This is a genomic window from Aminicella lysinilytica, from assembly GCF_004362975.1.
GTDB lineage: Bacteria > Bacillota > Clostridia > Peptostreptococcales > Anaerovoracaceae > Aminicella > Aminicella lysinilytica.
The window spans coordinates 16329-32993 of the sequence record NZ_SNXO01000026.1 but is presented as its reverse complement, the minus strand read 5'-3'; the positions used below and the strand labels follow the sequence as shown (position 1 = coordinate 32993).

12 protein-coding genes are annotated in these 16665 nt (G+C 45.5%); 10 read left to right on the top strand and 2 right to left on the bottom strand.

Features of this window, described 5'->3' with window-relative positions; all coding sequences use genetic code 11:
* Window positions 1–238: 238 nt before the first annotated feature.
* From EV211_RS07560 to EV211_RS07535, 6 genes are all read left to right on the top strand, one after another.
* Window positions 239–1825 (top strand): amidohydrolase, encoded by a 1587-nt coding sequence (locus tag EV211_RS07560; protein ID WP_133528823.1) that lies wholly within the window; start codon window positions 239–241, stop codon window positions 1823–1825.
* On the top strand, window positions 1818–3116 hold the full coding sequence (locus EV211_RS07555; protein ID WP_133528822.1) for an ATP-binding protein: 1299 nt from the start codon (window positions 1818–1820) through the stop codon (window positions 3114–3116). Before EV211_RS07560 ends, EV211_RS07555 begins: the two co-directional genes overlap by 8 nt.
* 2 nt (window positions 3117–3118) lie before the next feature.
* Complete coding sequence (locus EV211_RS07550; protein WP_133528821.1) at window positions 3119–3958, top strand: DNA-binding domain-containing protein; 840 nt, start codon at window positions 3119–3121, stop codon at window positions 3956–3958.
* A 175-nt stretch (window positions 3959–4133) separates the two neighbouring features.
* On the top strand, window positions 4134–5654 hold the full coding sequence (locus tag EV211_RS07545; protein ID WP_133528820.1) for an alanine/glycine:cation symporter family protein: 1521 nt from the start codon (window positions 4134–4136) through the stop codon (window positions 5652–5654).
* Window positions 5655–5810: 156 nt separating this feature from the next.
* Complete coding sequence (locus tag EV211_RS07540; protein ID WP_133528819.1) at window positions 5811–6713, top strand: GGDEF domain-containing protein; 903 nt, start codon at window positions 5811–5813, stop codon at window positions 6711–6713.
* A 13-nt stretch (window positions 6714–6726) separates the two neighbouring features.
* Window positions 6727–7899 carry a glucosidase family protein gene (locus tag EV211_RS07535; protein ID WP_133528818.1) on the top strand — a complete coding sequence of 391 codons (1173 nt, stop codon included), beginning with the start codon at window positions 6727–6729 and terminating at the stop codon, window positions 7897–7899.
* A gap of 663 nt (window positions 7900–8562) precedes the next feature.
* Here the strand turns inward: EV211_RS07535 and EV211_RS07530 are convergent.
* Both EV211_RS07530 and EV211_RS07525 read right to left on the bottom strand, forming a co-directional pair.
* Window positions 8563–9522 carry an ATP-binding protein gene (locus EV211_RS07530; protein ID WP_243108569.1) on the bottom strand — a complete coding sequence of 320 codons (960 nt, stop codon included), beginning with the start codon at window positions 9520–9522 and terminating at the stop codon, window positions 8563–8565.
* A 236-nt stretch (window positions 9523–9758) separates the two neighbouring features.
* Window positions 9759–10829 carry a branched-chain amino acid aminotransferase gene (locus EV211_RS07525; protein ID WP_133528816.1) on the bottom strand — a complete coding sequence of 357 codons (1071 nt, stop codon included), beginning with the start codon at window positions 10827–10829 and terminating at the stop codon, window positions 9759–9761.
* A gap of 412 nt (window positions 10830–11241) precedes the next feature.
* Here EV211_RS07525 and EV211_RS07520 point away from each other — a divergent pair, with 412 nt between their 5' ends.
* From EV211_RS07520 to EV211_RS07505, 4 genes are read left to right on the top strand one after another with little or no spacing between them, the layout of a single operon-like run.
* Entirely contained in the window at window positions 11242–13983 is a 2742-nt protein-coding gene (locus EV211_RS07520; RefSeq protein WP_133528815.1) for a valine--tRNA ligase, read from the top strand.
* Window positions 13983–15299 (top strand): bifunctional folylpolyglutamate synthase/dihydrofolate synthase, encoded by a 1317-nt coding sequence (locus EV211_RS07515; protein ID WP_133528814.1) that lies wholly within the window; start codon window positions 13983–13985, stop codon window positions 15297–15299. The genes EV211_RS07520 and EV211_RS07515 overlap by 1 nt, the downstream gene beginning before the upstream one ends.
* Window positions 15262–16203 (top strand): YegS/Rv2252/BmrU family lipid kinase, encoded by a 942-nt coding sequence (locus tag EV211_RS07510; RefSeq protein ID WP_133528813.1) that lies wholly within the window; start codon window positions 15262–15264, stop codon window positions 16201–16203. The genes EV211_RS07515 and EV211_RS07510 overlap by 38 nt, the downstream gene beginning before the upstream one ends.
* Window positions 16200–16652 (top strand): GNAT family N-acetyltransferase, encoded by a 453-nt coding sequence (locus EV211_RS07505; protein WP_133528812.1) that lies wholly within the window; start codon window positions 16200–16202, stop codon window positions 16650–16652. The genes EV211_RS07510 and EV211_RS07505 overlap by 4 nt, the downstream gene beginning before the upstream one ends.
* Window positions 16653–16665 lie beyond the last annotated feature (13 nt).

The following is a 16665-nucleotide window of genomic DNA, read 5'->3' as shown; positions in this document are numbered from 1 at the left end:
GTTGTTTAGATTATTATATGAATTGAACCGCCGTATGCCGAACGGCATGTACGGTGGTGTGAGAGGGGCTACTTGCTAGCCCCTACTCGATTGGGACAATCAATTGGTATTATGCTATAATCATCTATGGAGGAGGCTGAGTTTATCTGAAGTTTTTTGAAGTTTTGCGACTTTTCGTGATATTCTTAAGGACAGATAAATAGGATATAGAACCGCAGATTCGGGAGGCACACAGGACATGAAGCAAGCATATGTAAACGGAAAAATTTTCACATCGGACAGGGAAGCACTTTATGCGGAGGCAATGGTAGTTGCCGACGGCGTTATAGAGTGGATCGGCATGAACAAAGATATGCCTGCGGCCTGTGGTAAGGCTGTGGATCTGGGTGGGAAGACGGTTATACCGGGCTTCGTAGACGCTCATATGCACCCGGTCATGCTGGCGGATTTCAGCCAGCAGATAGCATGTCTGCCACCGAAGATAAATTCCATAGCCCAGCTCATTGATGAGATCGCAAGGGCAGGGAAGGATAAACAAGGCGGAGATTGGATACAGGGCTGGGGCTATGATGAGGGCAAGTTCGCTGAACACAGGTCTCCCAACAGATATGACCTGGACAAAGGATCACGTGATCTGCCGGTATTTCTTGTCAGGAGTTGCGAGCACATACGTTGCGTCAACAGTAAAGCCTTGGAAATAGCCGGAATAACCAGGGATACCCCGGATCCTCAGGGCGGCGAGATAGAAAGAGACGAACATGGTGAGCCTACAGGCGTCCTGAAAGAGAACGCCAGGGATCTGGTTCTGCCATTTATGCCTAAAGAGACAGAGGCCGATTCGATCAGGGCTTTGAAGGACCTGGGTGATTTGCTGACTTCTCAGGGAATAGTTGCCGTAACTGACATGGGAAATCTTCACGAGGGCGGAAACTATGGCCTTTATAAAGGTGCTGAAGAACAAGGCTTCAAACAAAGAGTAGCTTTGTATTATATGTGGGATTACTTTATGGATGATCCGGACTTTATACTCACTCCGGAGCTTATGGACATGAACCAAAGGATACATATTGCGGGCCTCAAGCTTATAGGAGACGGCAGCGTTTCCGGCAGGACCGCATGGATGTACGAGCCATACCTTGGCGGAGAGGACTGCGGTATAGCAGTCTACTCAGATGAAAGCCTGGAAAAGGCTATAGATTACGCTAAGAAATATAAATGTCAGATATCAGTCCACGCAATGGGCGGAAGAGCTATAGACCGAGTAGTAGACAGAGTGTGCAAAGAGGACGATTGGATGGATGGCAGAGTGCCTTTTGTGCGGGTCGAACACCTGACAGAACCAACAGAGTCAGCTATTGAGAAAGCTGCAGCCAAGGGTATAGCCTTTGCGACTCAGCCAATATTTGCATTTTGCGAGATCGAGACCTACCTGAAAAACCTCGGCCCAGAGAGAATCAAGAGAGAATACCCGATCCGGAATATGCTCGACGCAGGCGTGAAGCTTTGTCTGTCAACGGATGCGCCGGCTACATCCTGGGCAGTACCGTCAGACCCGTTCCCTAATATAAAGTCTGCAGTTACGCGAATCGCTTACGATGGCACGGACATTGGGCAGGAACAGAAAATAGATATTGAAAGGGCGATAATGCTTTACACTGCAGAGGCGGCGGAGGTCTCGGGATTCCAGGGGCTAGGCAGACTTAAGCCGGGATATCTGGCGGACTTCGCAGTTTTGAGCAATGACATATTCAGTGTAGACCCGGATGATATAGACAAAATCAAGGTAGAACAAACTTATATCGAAGGCGAAAGAGTATATGGATAAAGTAAAAATCAAGAGAACCATCATATTGGCCATATTTGTTTCGGCCGCATCACAGGTGAAGTTCAACTTCCTGACAGAAGGCTTTATAGTGGCCATGTCCGTAATGGTAATGGCGATATTTATTTACTGCTATGAGGATCTGTCCGCAATGTATATTGCCTTTTGTTCAGGAATCTTCGCCGTGTTCTTCAGGCTGTTCATAATGCTCCTAGAGAACGGACATTTCGAACAGACATCATTGCTGGTTCTACCGGATCTGGCATTTTTCTTCACCTATGGAATAGTATATACATTTATCTTCAAGCGGATCATTAAAAAGCCTAAGAGTACAAGGAATTTCCCGGTGGTAGTATTTGTCTGTGATCTGTGCTCTAATCTGGCCGAGATGACGACTCGTTGCATAGTGACGGAGCACCTGATATTTACTGTTAATATAGTGATATTCCTGGTTGTCATCGCTTTCTTCAGGACATTGCTCATTCAGATGATCGTCATCGCCATAGAGTCATATTCGAGTTTTCTTGTCAATCAGGAGCACGATGAAGAGTATAAGAAATTGCTGACGCAGGCATCCATATTCGAGAGCGAGCTGCATCTTATGGAGAAGAATATAGTCGATATCGAAAGTATAATGAAAAAGGCCTACGATCTTCACTCATCAATGGATGCAATGGATGTGCCCAGGGAACTGAAAGAATCCTCTCTGGATATATCACGGTGTGCCCATGAGGTGAAAGGGGATTATCTCAACGCTATAATCGCCTTGAAGGAGACTTACGTAGGGGAATTCGGCGATAAAGGCATGTCGATCAACGACATAGTATCACTGGAAAAGGCCAACATCCTAAGCACTATAAGAAACCACGGAAATCAGACTGAGGTCGTGACAAGAGTGAGGACCGAATTTCATGTAAAAGAGAGCTTCAAGATGATGTCAATCCTGAGAAACCTGTTGACTAACAGCGCGGAAGCCATAAACGGGCGCGGTGGCAGGATCCAGCTGGGTGTAAACGCCATAAAGGACAAAAAGACAGGGGAGGAACTGGAATATATCATAAATGTTCACGATAACGGACCGGGTATAGAGAAGAGAGAACTGGAAAATATTTTCCTGACCGGATACAGTACCAAGTTCGATGACAAAACCGGTAATATACAGCGCGGACTGGGGCTGGGCATAGTAAGAGAATATGTTGAAAAGGATTTTCATGGAACGATTAGTGTTTCCAGCGAAATAGGAAAATACACGGATATAACTATTACTTTACCGGCAAAAGATTTCGAGGTCTAAAAATGAAGTATTACATTGTAGATGACAATATTGGAACAGTAAAAACTCTAGAAAACATTATAAGATCCAGAGGAATAGGTAGCGTATGCGGGTATTCTACTGATCCGGACGCTGCTATAGGCGAGATCCTGGAGGATAAACCTGACATCGTTCTCGTAGATCTGCTAATGGGAGGTATCGACGGCATAACCATGGTCAATTCCATCAAGGCTAAAGATTCCGATATAAGTTTCGTTATGATTTCCAAGGTCATGGACAAGGAAATGATACAGAAGGCCTATACGGCCGGCGTAGAGTTCTTTATCAATAAACCGATCAATATCATAGAAGTTGAAAAGATCCTTGGCAATGTCTCTGAGAAAATCAAGATGAAAAGCATCATGAGCAACATCAGGGGCATGTTCGAGGGCGAGGCCAGGGTCGAGGCTGCGCAAAATTCAAATGGTTCCTATAATGACATAAATGTTTTCCTGAGCATGCTGGGCATGCAGGGCGAAAACGGCACACAGGACGTGAAAGAAATCCTTAAATACATGGTCGATCACGATTGCGGATATGACAAAAAAGTAATCGAATCCGTAGCAGACAGCAAAGGCGATACGGTGAAAAATGTCGAGCAGCGTGTCAGGCGGGCTATTAAAAAGGGTCTTACCAATGCGGCCAATGCAGGCCTCGATGATTACGGTAACGAGGTATATTCTGTCTATGCAAACTATGTCTTTGACTTCAAGTGCCTGAAGGATGAAATGAACTATCTGAAAGGCAAAGGCGTTAATGGCGGCAGAGTCAGCATATCCAAATTTATGGAAGGACTCCATACATATTACCGTTCGCTGAAATAGAATTCGATGCATTTCTTGTAATCGGGTAATTATAATTTTCTAAATAATTTGTATTAACTAAATGTTCCTATGATTTTTTTTGATGTTATCTGACTTTTATTGTAAACGCAGGAGATACTTAAACTGCAATTATTACTTATAGGAGTTATACATTTTAGAAAGGTAGGAATGTTATATGTTAAATGAGTTAGCATCAACATTAAATGGTGTTTTATGGTCACCGATATTGGTATATATGGCCATAGGCGTAGGATTATTTCTTTCGATAGGCCTTAAGTTCCCACAATTCAGGTTGATCAAAGATATGGTTTCTCAGCTGATGAAGGGATCAAGCAGTGACAACGGAGTATCTTCTTTCCAGGGATTTGCAATGGCCCTTGGTGGAAGAGTTGGAACCGGAAATATAGCCGGAGTTGCAAGCGCCATAGGCGTAGGCGGTCCGGGAGCAGTTTTCTGGATGTGGGTAATCGCGCTGGTAGGTGCTGGATCGGCGTTTACAGAATCCACACTTGCTCAGACTTACAAAGGTAAGGTAGTAGGAGAATACAGAGGAGGCCCTGCATATTATATCGAGAAAGGTTTAAAATGCAAGCCCCTTGCAATAGTATTTGCTTTAGCCACGATTCTGGCTATGACAATTACAGGACCTACGGTCCAGGCAAATGCAATATCGACAGCTTTCAAAGGATTGAATTATAATATTAGTCCAGTTGTAGTAGGCGTTGTAGTAGCAGCACTGTTCTTAATAGTAACTATTGGCGGAATCAAGAGAATCGGAACATTTGCATCCTATGTAGTTCCAATTATGGCTGGCATCTATCTGCTGCTTGCTGTAGTTATCCTGATCGCAAATGCGGCTCAGGTCCCGGCAATGTTCGCTCTGATATTCAAATCAGCATTTGGCCTTGAACCGGTATTTGGAGCAGTATTCGGATACACAATAATGCAGGGAGTTAAAAGAGGCATATACTCTAATGAAGCAGGCTGGGGCTCAGGCGCTCATGCAGCAGCTACTGCAGAGGTATCACATCCTGCTAAACAGGGACTGGCACAGGCATTTTCAGTATATATCGATACACTGCTGGTTTGCACAGCTACAGCTTTAATGATGCTGTCAACAGGTATGTACAATGTTGTGACTGATGCAGGAAAAGCAGTTTATGAAGGCGTTCCGGGTGTGGAAGCTGGTCCTGGATATGTTCAGGCAGCAATCGATACCCTTATAAATGGATTGGGAGCACCTTTCATTACTATAGCGATGTTCTTCTTCGCATTTACTACACTGTTATCATTTGCAATATATGCAGATGCGAATATCCAGTATATTTTGGGGGCAACCTCCGATAAGGTGAAAAAATACGCATATTTTGCAGGATGTATAGTAATTGCTTTACTGGCATTCACAGCATCATTCAAGGATATGACAACAGCTTGGAATTATGCCGATGTAGGCGTTGGCATCTGCTGCTGGCTGAATTTCCCTGTACTTCTGCTTATGTCTAAGAAGTCATTTAAACTTTTAAAGGACTATGAGATACAGAAAAAGATGGGACTGGATCCTGTATTTATACCAGAAGATGTCGGTTTTGAAAACTGTGAACTCTGGGATGAAATAGTTGATGAACACTATGCTGACTTAAAGGCTGCCAAAAGAGCTAAAATCAGCGAAGAAGAAGAATTGGAAATAGTGAGCTGAAACTAAAATAGCGATAATACTAAATAGTAATACTATCTTTAATGGGAGGGCTCTTAGGAGCTCTCTTGTTTTGAAAAATCTTGTAATGGAAATAGTTCCATGATAAAATAGATGTATTATTTTTAACTAACGTGGTCAGTTTTTTAAGAGGTTGTTATGAATGAACGGATCGATAGAGTAGGTGAAGACACAGGTATCGCAGTTACTATTTTTGTGTCTGCTGCAATCACTGTGGCTTTGTGTGTTTTAAATTTCTGTGTACACGTTCCTAATCCGGACGCTATCTTACTGGTGGCTATAGTCTTTTTCTCATTGGTGTATGGTTATGCCGGCGGTGTCACAAGTGGGATCGTCACCGTAGGTTATACTTTGTTCTACTATTCTGATCATAGCGGGGGCAGTATATCTGTCACCGAGGGTAATTTTGAGAAAATCGTTGTTATGGTCGTCGCAATTATATTCATGGTCATTATGGTAGGCATGCTGAAAAAGAAATTTGACAGGAAGAATCAGGAACTTATGGACAGTAACAATAAGCTCCAGGCTCTGGTTACTATAGATCCGCTGACCGGACTTTCCAACAGGCGTGCCCTAGATGATATATATGAGATGTATCTTGCCCAGGCAATCAGAAACAGGCAGCCGATTTCATGTATTATAATCGATATAGATGACTTCAAGCATATCAACGATACTTTCGGTCATCTGAAGGGCGATGAGTGCCTTCAATATACAGCGGCAGTTCTTGACAGATCTGTCAAGAGAGCCAGTGACTTCGTAGGCAGATACGGAGGAGACGAGTTCGTGATTCTGCTTCCTGATACCAATGAAGACGGAGTGAAACTTGTATCTGACAGATTACGTTCAGAGATGGCTAAGATGAAGGTAGTAGACGCAACATCGACTCAAATCATGGCGCTGACCGTAAGCGCAGGGCTGGCCACTATGATACCTGATGCCAACGCAGAGAAGAGCATACTGCTGAAATATGCAGACAGAGCACTGTATGAAGCCAAGAGACAGGGGAAGAACTGCGTGGTTGTCTATAAGGATCAGTAAGGAGTGTGAAGGTGTGTATGGTAAGATAGTCAATAGAATAGCAATCATAATGCTGACTATTATTTTAGTCACCGTTTTTCTGGCGTCAGACGCGGTTTTTGCTGCTTCTGACGTTGATTTTTATAACAAAACAGTCACTGACGAGTCTGAGTGGCTGGCATCGCTGCAGCTGTCCAACGGTGCCATTCCTGAAACATCTTTCAAAGGCACCAACGGGGCATTGAAGGAAACACCGTATTTTTCAGATTTTGCCGCTATGGCCCTCTTAGAGAGCGGAGAGAAGTATGCAGCCAACGTCAGAAAATATCTGGAATGGCATTTCGACCGTCTGAATAGGGCAGAGACGGACATTTGCGGCCAGGAAGGGACTATTTACGACTATTACGAATATGTTGATCAGAAGGGCAACCTGAAGGAAGAAAAGGTGTATAAGGTCAAAGGCAAGGCCTTCTATGATTCTACGGATTCCTACGCGGCCACATTCCTGCAGCTTTTGTGGAAATATTACAGGGTCACAGGTGATTCGACCTGCATTACAGCACACAAAGCTGACATTGACAGGGTCATCAGCGCTATGCTTTGTACAATGAACAAAGGTCTGACTATGGCGAGACCAGACTACCAGGTCAAGTACGCTATGGATAACGCTGAGGTCTACGCCGGGGCACGTGATGGTGCCAGGCTGTATTCGGCTTTGTTCGCCGGTGATGAAAACATAGCCGTGCAGAAATCTGCGGCGGCTAAAATCAGGAAAACTATGAATTCTAAAATGTGGAACAAGAAGGGCGGCTACTATTATCCGGCTCTTGAGAAGAACGGGAAGCCGTCTGGGAAGTTCAAATGGAGCAGGTTTTATATGGATGCAACGGCTCAGATGTTCCCAATCGAGTATGGGGTGATCTCGGCTAAGAGCGGCCGTGCTAAAACTCTCTACAAGAGTTTCAACAAGCACTGGTCAACGGCTAAGGTGAAGAATCATCGCTGGGATAAGATGCAGTATCCCGATGAGTATTACTGGGGCGATATGCCTCTTGCGGCCGCTGAGATGGGGGACAAGACCAGGGTAAAAATTTACATGAAGACTTATATCAAGAAGGTCAAGACTACCGGTCATGCATATCCGCTTACCTGTGCCGACTGCGGCAAAGTGATCATGGCGGCGGCACTTGCCCGCGACCTTCACTGAGTCCTCGTCGCAGACAATCATATAGTCTCACTCGTCAAGGACAGAATATGCGGCGAACTCGTTGAAATATCTCAAGTCTCCTTCGGAGCCTTTAAAAAGAGAATCCCTTGAGTAAATCATACAAGTACGATTTACTCTGCAGAATCCTCTTTTTTATTTCAACTCAGACAGCGCCGCACATTTGTCTGTCCTTGTTACTCGTCTGCGACTATGATTGAACCTGCTCCTGCGGAATCGTTCAGGTCTCGGAAAGTGCCGCTTAGTTGCCCACTGCAAACCAGATACCTGTGGGAGAACACCATACTGTTGAACCATAACAGGGAAGACGATTCTGAGAATCTGGTAATCAAAATTAAAACCAAGGACTCTTTCAACCTGCAAAGGTGGGCGTACAGCATCCCACGCTTCCGCAGGAGCAGTTACAGCCCGAGACGAAGGGAACAACAAGAGCAGCTAAACACGCTGTGCTGTTTGACGCCGAAAAAAAGAGAATGCCGTGAGCAGAATCATACTTGTATGATTCTGCCATGGGATCCTCTTTTAAAGTCTCTGAAGGAGACTTTGGCTATTTCGGCTAGTTCACAGCGTGTTCTGCTCTTGGCGAACAAGCCGTACGGGCTGTCTGCGCACGAGGACTAGTGGGTTGTTGTATGCCCACCTGAGTCATAATCCAATACATAGTAGTTCTAAAAATTGTTTTGCTGTTCGTGGGCTGCGTCCGTTGTGGCGGATAGCAAAAGCCTCCGCACGGTGGAACAACTCATCCCGATCCATCTGAACATTATGCTCACCGGCAAGTTTCTCAACGATCTCCAGATACAGATCCTTCTCCGGCTTAGAGAAAGTGATCGTCAGACCAAAACGGGCCGACAGACTCATAGTCTGCTGGAGCGTATCATTTAAGTGGATATCAGTACCCTGGCGTTCCTCGCCCGTCTCACGGACCAGATGCCGTCTGTTACTGGTGGCATATATAGCAATATTCTTAGAATTCCCCGTAACATTACCTTCCAGGATCCCCTTCAGGAAACAGAAAGAATCATCGCCGGCAGAAAAACTTAAGTCATCTATGAAAAAGATAAACTTTAGAGGACTGTCGTAGAGATCATCTATGATCGCGGGGATATCCGCAAGCTGACTTTTGTCAAACTCAATAAGGCGTACGCCCATGCCTTGGAAATAGTTAGCGCAGGCCTTGATAGTAGAGGATTTGCCCGTGCCGGCGTCACCATACAACAAAACATTGCTGGCGCCTTTGCCTTCGGCAAGAGCCCGGGTGTTTTCCAGAACCAGATTTCTTTCCCGATCATATCCATAGAGCGAATCTATAGTCTGAGGGTCTGCGTTCTTGACAGGAACTAAATTACCGTCAACAATTTTAAAAGCACGGTAACGTGCAAAAATGCCGTATCCCTTAGTAGGTATGGCATCAATCATTTTATAATATTCGGTTTTCAGATCTACCTGCGAATTGTCCCAATGAGGTAAGTAGTTTTTGTAATCAATCAAATCAATAAGTTGAGGAGTTTTTAAATCTGACAGTTCCTGTAGAACTGTTAATTCCTCATCAAGACAATTGCTGATAGTACGACTTATTATGGCATTTTCAGTCGTTTTTATCATAAAGAAGTTTTCGTCTTCTCTGATAAACTCACTTATAAAGTGGCTTAAATTTCCGCCTTCTCTGTATAAAGCACTTGAAAAGGCTCCGTAGCACCTCAGTTGAGATTCCAAGGAGCCGTTTTCAATTGCATATAAAAGTTTTTGAAGGCTGGAAACCACTGGGGTCTCCAGTATACTTCGAAAAACGGAGAGGGCGTTTAGTTTGTTGTTTAAATCGGATAATGAATTATTCATTTCTACTCCACCGGTACGGTCCATCCCATGAAATCATCCATCTTACCGGTCTGGATCCCATAGATAGTATCGTACATTTCCTGCGCTACCGGGCCGATCTTGTTGTCATTGATGACCATGTCTTCGCCCTTATAAAGGAGCTCTCCGACAGGAGATACGATGGCAGCTGTGCCGGAGGCAAACATTTCCTTCAGCTGGCCTGCATGATAAGCGTTTTCCAATTCATCTATTGATATTTTCCTTTCGGAAATCTTATATCCTTTTTTCTTGCAAAGGGCAATTATCGAATTTCTCGTGATGCCCGGAAGAATCGATCCGTTAAGTGCGCTGGTCACGATCTCATCGCCGATGACGAAGAAAGCGTTAGCTGCGCCGATCTCTTCAATGTACTTTTGTTCATAAGCGTCCAGCCACAGGATCTGCTCGAATCCCTTTTCATGAGCTATTTCCTGAGCCTTCAGGGAACCACCGTAGTTTCCGCCGCATTTAGCTTCGCCGGTGCCGCCTTTGACAGCTCTGACATAGACATCCTCTACATACATCTTAGTAGGAGCCAGGCCATTTTCAAAGTAAGGGCCTACAGGGCTCAGGATTATCATAAATTTATATGTTGCGGATTTTCTTACGCCCAGGAAGGCTTCATCTCCGAAGATGAAAGGTCTGATGTAAAGGGCAGTGCCTTCGCCTTCAGGTATCCAATCCTGGTCGATCTTGACCAGCGCTTTGATTGCGTCTACGAAGAGTTCTTCGTCAACCTTAGGTATACAAAGCCTGTCGTTGGTGTTATTGGTTCTCTTAGCATTCATATCAGGGCGGAAGAGCTGAACTCTGCCGGCCGCGGTCTTATAGGCTTTAAGGCCTTCAAACATTTCCTGTCCATAATGGAGTACCACAGCTGCAGGATCCAAAGTAATAGGTCCATAAGGCACTATTCTGCCGTTGTTCCATCCATCCTTCTCGTTATAATCCATGACAAACATGTGGTCAGTAAATACGGTTCCAAACCTCAGGCCCTTTGCATCAGGTTTGGTCTTGGGAGCCGTTGTCTTGGTTACAGGAAATTCATATTTCATTTTGGTCCCTCTTTTCGTTTATTTAATACTATTTTCTAAAAATTACTCTATTATATTACAGCAAAACTTGTATTCTGTCAACAACTTATAACAAAAAATGTTGTTTGCATTAACAAAAGTACAATCAGTTATTTCTTACTTGATTATGTTTGGAAATGTGATAAAATGTTATAGTACAATTTTATAGGAGGACAGTGAGGAAGAGGAGTAAACGGAAAATCCTTTACAGAGAGCGGGATACTAAGGCTGAGATATCCCGGAGGCAGTAGTCGTTGAAGGTTGCTTCTTAGTCCATAGATAATAAATGAGAGTCAGGCCCAGGCGGCCTGGAATAAAGGTGGTACCGCGGAAATATTCGTCCTTTGCACTTAAACGTGCAGAGGACTTAATTATTTTTTGAAAGGAAAATGTAATGGAAAAGAATTTAGCTAAGACTTATGATCCTAAAGATTTCGAAGACAGGATCTATCAGATGTGGGAGGAAAACGGCGCTTTCAAGGCACAGGTGGACAGAAGCAAGAAACCTTTCACTATAGTGATGCCGCCTCCTAATATCACGGGGCAGCTTCATATGGGCCACGCTCTGGATCAGACTCTCCAGGACGTACTCATCAGATGGAAGAGGATGCAGGGCTACAGCGCTCTGTGGTTGCCGGGTTCAGACCACGCCAGCATAGCTACCGAGGTAAAGGTAGTGAACAAAATAAGAGAAGAGGAAGGCCTGGAGAAAGAGGATCTCGGCCGTGAAGAATTCCTGAAGCGTGCCTGGGCATGGAAAAAGGAATACGGCGGCAGGATCACGCGTCAGTGCAGGAAGCTGGGCGATTCATGCGACTGGAGCCGCGAGCGTTTCACCATGGATGAAGGCTGCAGCAAGGCCGTAAGGACTTTCTTTGTTAAACTGTACAAAAAAGGACTTATATATAAAGGTAACAGGCTTATCAACTGGTGCCCAAGCTGCGGAACGTCATTATCTGACGCCGAGGTAGAGCATGAGGACAAGAACGGACTATACTGGTATTTCAGATATCCGGCTGCCGAAAAGGGCGGCAAGGATATGGTCGTAGCTACATCCAGACCAGAGACAATGTTCGGCGATGTGGCCATAGCAGTAAATCCTGAAGATGAGAGATATAAGGATATGGTCGGACAGAAGGTGATCCTGCCTTTAGTCGGCAAGGAAATACCTATTATAGCTGACCCGTATCCAGATCCGGAGAAGGGAACCGGAGCAGTTAAGATCACGCCGGCTCACGACCCTAACGATTTTGAAGTCGGAGAGAGACATGACCTGGAAGTACTTTCCTGCATAAACCTGGATGCTACAATGAACGACCTGGCAGGTAAATACGCAGGTATGGACAGATATGAATGCAGGAAGCAGTGGGTCGCAGACCTGGATGCCGCAGGCTATCTGGTAAAAACAGAGGAAATGGTCATCCCTGTAGGCGAATGCTACAGGTGTCATACAGTAATCGAACCTATGCTTTCTGATCAGTGGTTTGTAAAGATGGAAGATCTGGCCAAACCTGCTATAGAAGCGGCAGAATCCGGGAAACTCAAGCATGTGCCGGAAAGATTCCAGAAAACTTACCTTCATTGGCTATATGACATCAGAGACTGGTGCATTTCCAGACAGTTGTGGTGGGGCCACAGGATACCGGCCTGGTACTGTGAGGACTGCGGCGAAATAATCGTAGAAGAAGAGGATCCTACAGTTTGCCCTAAGTGCGGAAGCAAGCATATACACCAGGACGAGGACGTTCTGGATACATGGTTCTCATCAGCACTGTGGCCATTCTCAACATTGGGCTGGCCTGACAAGACTGAAGATCTGGATTATTTCTATCCTACCAACGTTCTGGTAACAGGCTATGACATCATATTCTTCTGGATAGTAAGAATGGTATTCTCCGGCTGCGAAGCCATGGGCGAGCCACCTTTTGAGTATGTATATGTTCACGGCCTCGTGAGAGACGCCCAGGGCAGAAAAATGAGCAAATCCCTCGGCAACGGCATAGATCCGCTGCTGGAGATAGACAAATACGGAGCCGACGCTCTGAGATTCATGCTGACTACGGGCATAACCCCGGGCAACGATATGCGTTATCAGGACGAGAGAATGATAGCTGCCAGAAACTTTGCCAACAAACTCTGGAACGCATCCAGATTCGTCATTATGAACATTAAGGATGAAGACGACAACTTCAGGCCACTGGCTAAATGCTGTGCAGATTGTTGTGGTATGGCCTGCGGAGACACTGATGATTTCAGTTACATAGCCCTTAAAGATGAGGACAAGTGGATGATCAGCAGGGTCAATGAAAGCGTTAAGTATGTGACGGAAGCTATGGATAAGTTCGATCTGGCTATGGCCGGACAGAGGGTATATGACCTGATCTGGAACGAGTACTGCGACTGGTACATAGAAATAGTCAAGAAACGTCTCTGGAGTGATGACGAGGAGGACAAAAAGGTAGCAAGGTTTGTTCTAGTCGTAGCTCTTAAGAATATGCTGGAGATGCTTCACCCATTCATGCCGTTCATTACGGAGGAAATATGGAGCTTCCTGCCTCATTCGACCTGCGAACTGCAGAACAATCCTAAGGGTTATCTGATCAATGCCAGCTGGCCTGTTTACAGCGATAAGAGGCATTTCGAATCAGAAGAGGCAATTCTGAACATGTCTATGGAGGCCATATCAGCTATAAGAAATATCAGAGCTGAAGCAGAAGCCGCTCCTTCCAGAAAACTGACTGCTGTCATTTTCGCTGAAGGCGCAGATATGGACAGGATCAAGGCAGGAGAAAGATATATCAGAGACCTGGCAAACATTACTGAAATAAGCTATGTGGATGACGCCGCCAAGGCACCTGAAGACGTTATGTCGGCAGTTATCGCAGGGGCGCAGATATTCATACCGCTGGATGAACTGGTAGATTACAACGCTGAATTCGATCGTCTGACCAAGGAGAAGAAACGTCTGGAAGGCGAAGTTACCAGAGTAGAGAAGAAACTTTCAAACCAGGGCTTCGTATCCAAGGCGCCACAGAAAGTAGTAGATGAGGAAAAGGCCAAACAGGCTCAGTATGAGGAAATGCTTTCTAAGGTCACAGAACAGCTGGCTACAGTAGCGGAAAAGGTCGGAAAATAATGGGAGCAATAGATAAGATCCACGAATTTGAACGTTTCGGTAGTGTATTAGGACTCGAAAGGATGAATGTTATCCTGGAGAAACTGGGTAACCCTCAGGATGATCTGAAGGTGATCCACGTTGCCGGGACCAATGGAAAAGGTTCTATTTGTAAATACATATATGAGGTGCTGCGGGCCGCCGGATATAAGGCGGGCCTGTACACTTCGCCATTTCTGGAAGTTTTCAACGAGCGTATAGAGTTTGACGGAGAGTACATTTCAGACGATGACCTGAACAGTTATACAGACAGGGTTCTGGAAAAATCCAGAGAAATGGTAAAGGAAGGCCATGATTCGCCTACGGAATTTGAGATCGTAACGGCCATAGCTTTCCTGTATCTGAAAGAGAAGGGCTGCGATTATGCAGTCCTTGAAGTAGGCCTCGGCGGCCGCGGCGATTCCACCAATGTAGTGAAGTCGCCTCTTTGTTCGGTTATCGGGTCGATTTCCCTGGACCATACAGACCGCCTGGGCGATACCATCGCTAAGATAGCCTTCGAGAAGGCCGGCATAATCAAAAACGGCTGCCCTGTAGTCATCAATACAGACAAAGATGATGCCAGGGAAGTTTTTGTTGCCAGGGCTGCAGAATGCGAAGCTGACCTTTACGATGCAACAAAACTCAGACCGCAGGTACTGCGCGAGACCTTGGAAGGCTGTGTTTTCGATGTGGACATCATGGACAAAAAGTACAGGAGCATGGAAATTTCCATGGGCGGAGAGTACCAGATAAGCAATGCCATGGCGGCGATGTACGCTCTGACTTTAATGAATGCGCAGGGGAAGATCTGCGTCAGCGATGAAGCCATAGCTGCGGGAATGAAGAAAGCCAGGCAAATAGGGCGCTTCGAGATCATGGCCAGGGATCCCTTTGTTATAATCGACGGAGCCCATAACCCCGACGGATCATTGAGCCTGAGGAATACCATCCGCAAACATTTTGCGGGGAAACGCATACTCATGGTCGTTGGAATACTGGCAGATAAGGACGTAAGCGAGATACTTGACAACTTCTGCGACATAACCGATGAGTTCGTAGCGACTCAGCCGCAGAACCCGCGGAAGATGAATGCCGCAGAACTTGCGCAAAAGATATATGCAAAAGGGGCAAAATGCATTATAATGGAAACACCGCAGAAAGCAGTGGATCATGCAATGTCACACAGGGGAGACTATGATCTGATACTTTTTGCCGGATCATTATACCTTATTGGAGAGGTAAGGAGGTTGCTTAGAGATGCAGAAAAAGACAAGAAAGGTGATCCTGTTCTATAATCCTACATCGGGAAGCGGTGTGTTCAAGAGTAATCTGGACAGGATAGTTGAGCGTTATCAGGCGGAAGGATTCCAGGTGATACCCATTAGGGCGGGCTACGGCCACGCTCTGGATGATTATCTTCAGGAAATGGAGAAGGCTACGTATCAGCAGGAGTACGCTCAGATAATTGCAGCGGGAGGAGACGGAACGATCAATGTCTGCGTCAATTCCATGGTGCGCAATGATATAGATCTGCCTTTGGCAGTGTTCCCGGCAGGAACGGCTAACGACTTTGCCTATTATTTCAATATCCCAAATGATATTGAAGGCATGCTGAATGTGGCCCTTAGCGGCAATCACACTTATGCAGATGTCGGAAAGGTAAATGACAGATTCTTCATAAACGTAGCGGCTATGGGGCAGGTAGTTGATGTAAGTCAGAAGACGGATCCTACACTGAAAAACACCATAGGCGTGCTGGCATATTATCTGAAAGGGCTTTCGGAGGTACCCAACCTGAAGCCTATCAAGGTGACGCTGAAGACGCCCGAGCGGACTTACCATGAGAAAATGTATTTTATGGTGGTCATGAACGGCAAATCAGCCGGCGGATTCAAGAAAATATCGCCGGATTCGGAAATAAACGACGGCATGCTTGACGTAATGCTCTTCAGAGTGCTGTCGGTATTTGAGATGCCGCAGTTTTTTATGAAAATAGTACAGGGAAAACATCGTCATAGCAGGAAGGTACTCAATTTCCAGACTTCAGATCTGATTATTGAATGCGATAATGATATGGCTACTGACATAGATGGAGAACACGGAGAAAAATTCCCTCTGAGATTTGGAGTGTTGCATAATCGCCTGAAGGTGTGCACATTGGAAGACAATCTTGGAGAACCGGAGAAGGAGAATCAATGAGCTGCAGGAAATGGATGCGAATGGAACCGACTGACGAGTACGAACGACTGGTCAAGTTTTTCGTAGAAAACCAGTTGGAATTCGATGGAGACGAGGAAGTAGATACGGACATAGTCAAGTGCTATAAGGTCACTACGGGCAATGATAAGCTGGTGGGGGCTGTAGTTCTGGCTAAGCGAGAGGGAAAGTATATAATAGATGGCATAGCCGTGAATCAGGAATCCAGAAAGCATAGGATCGGCGAGATAATGCTGAAGAAAATACTGGAGCAGGTAAAGGAAATGGGCGGCACAGAATTATATCTGGTGGCCAGGGCGCCGGAGTTCTTCCGGAAAAACGGCTTCACAGAAGTGTCTGCGGACAATGCCCCGAACTTTTTCGAATGTAAGCAGTGCCCTCAGTATATGGTAAGCTGCCATCCGGAAATAATGAAAACTGTAATTGCGTAGGAAAGGCCTTGCT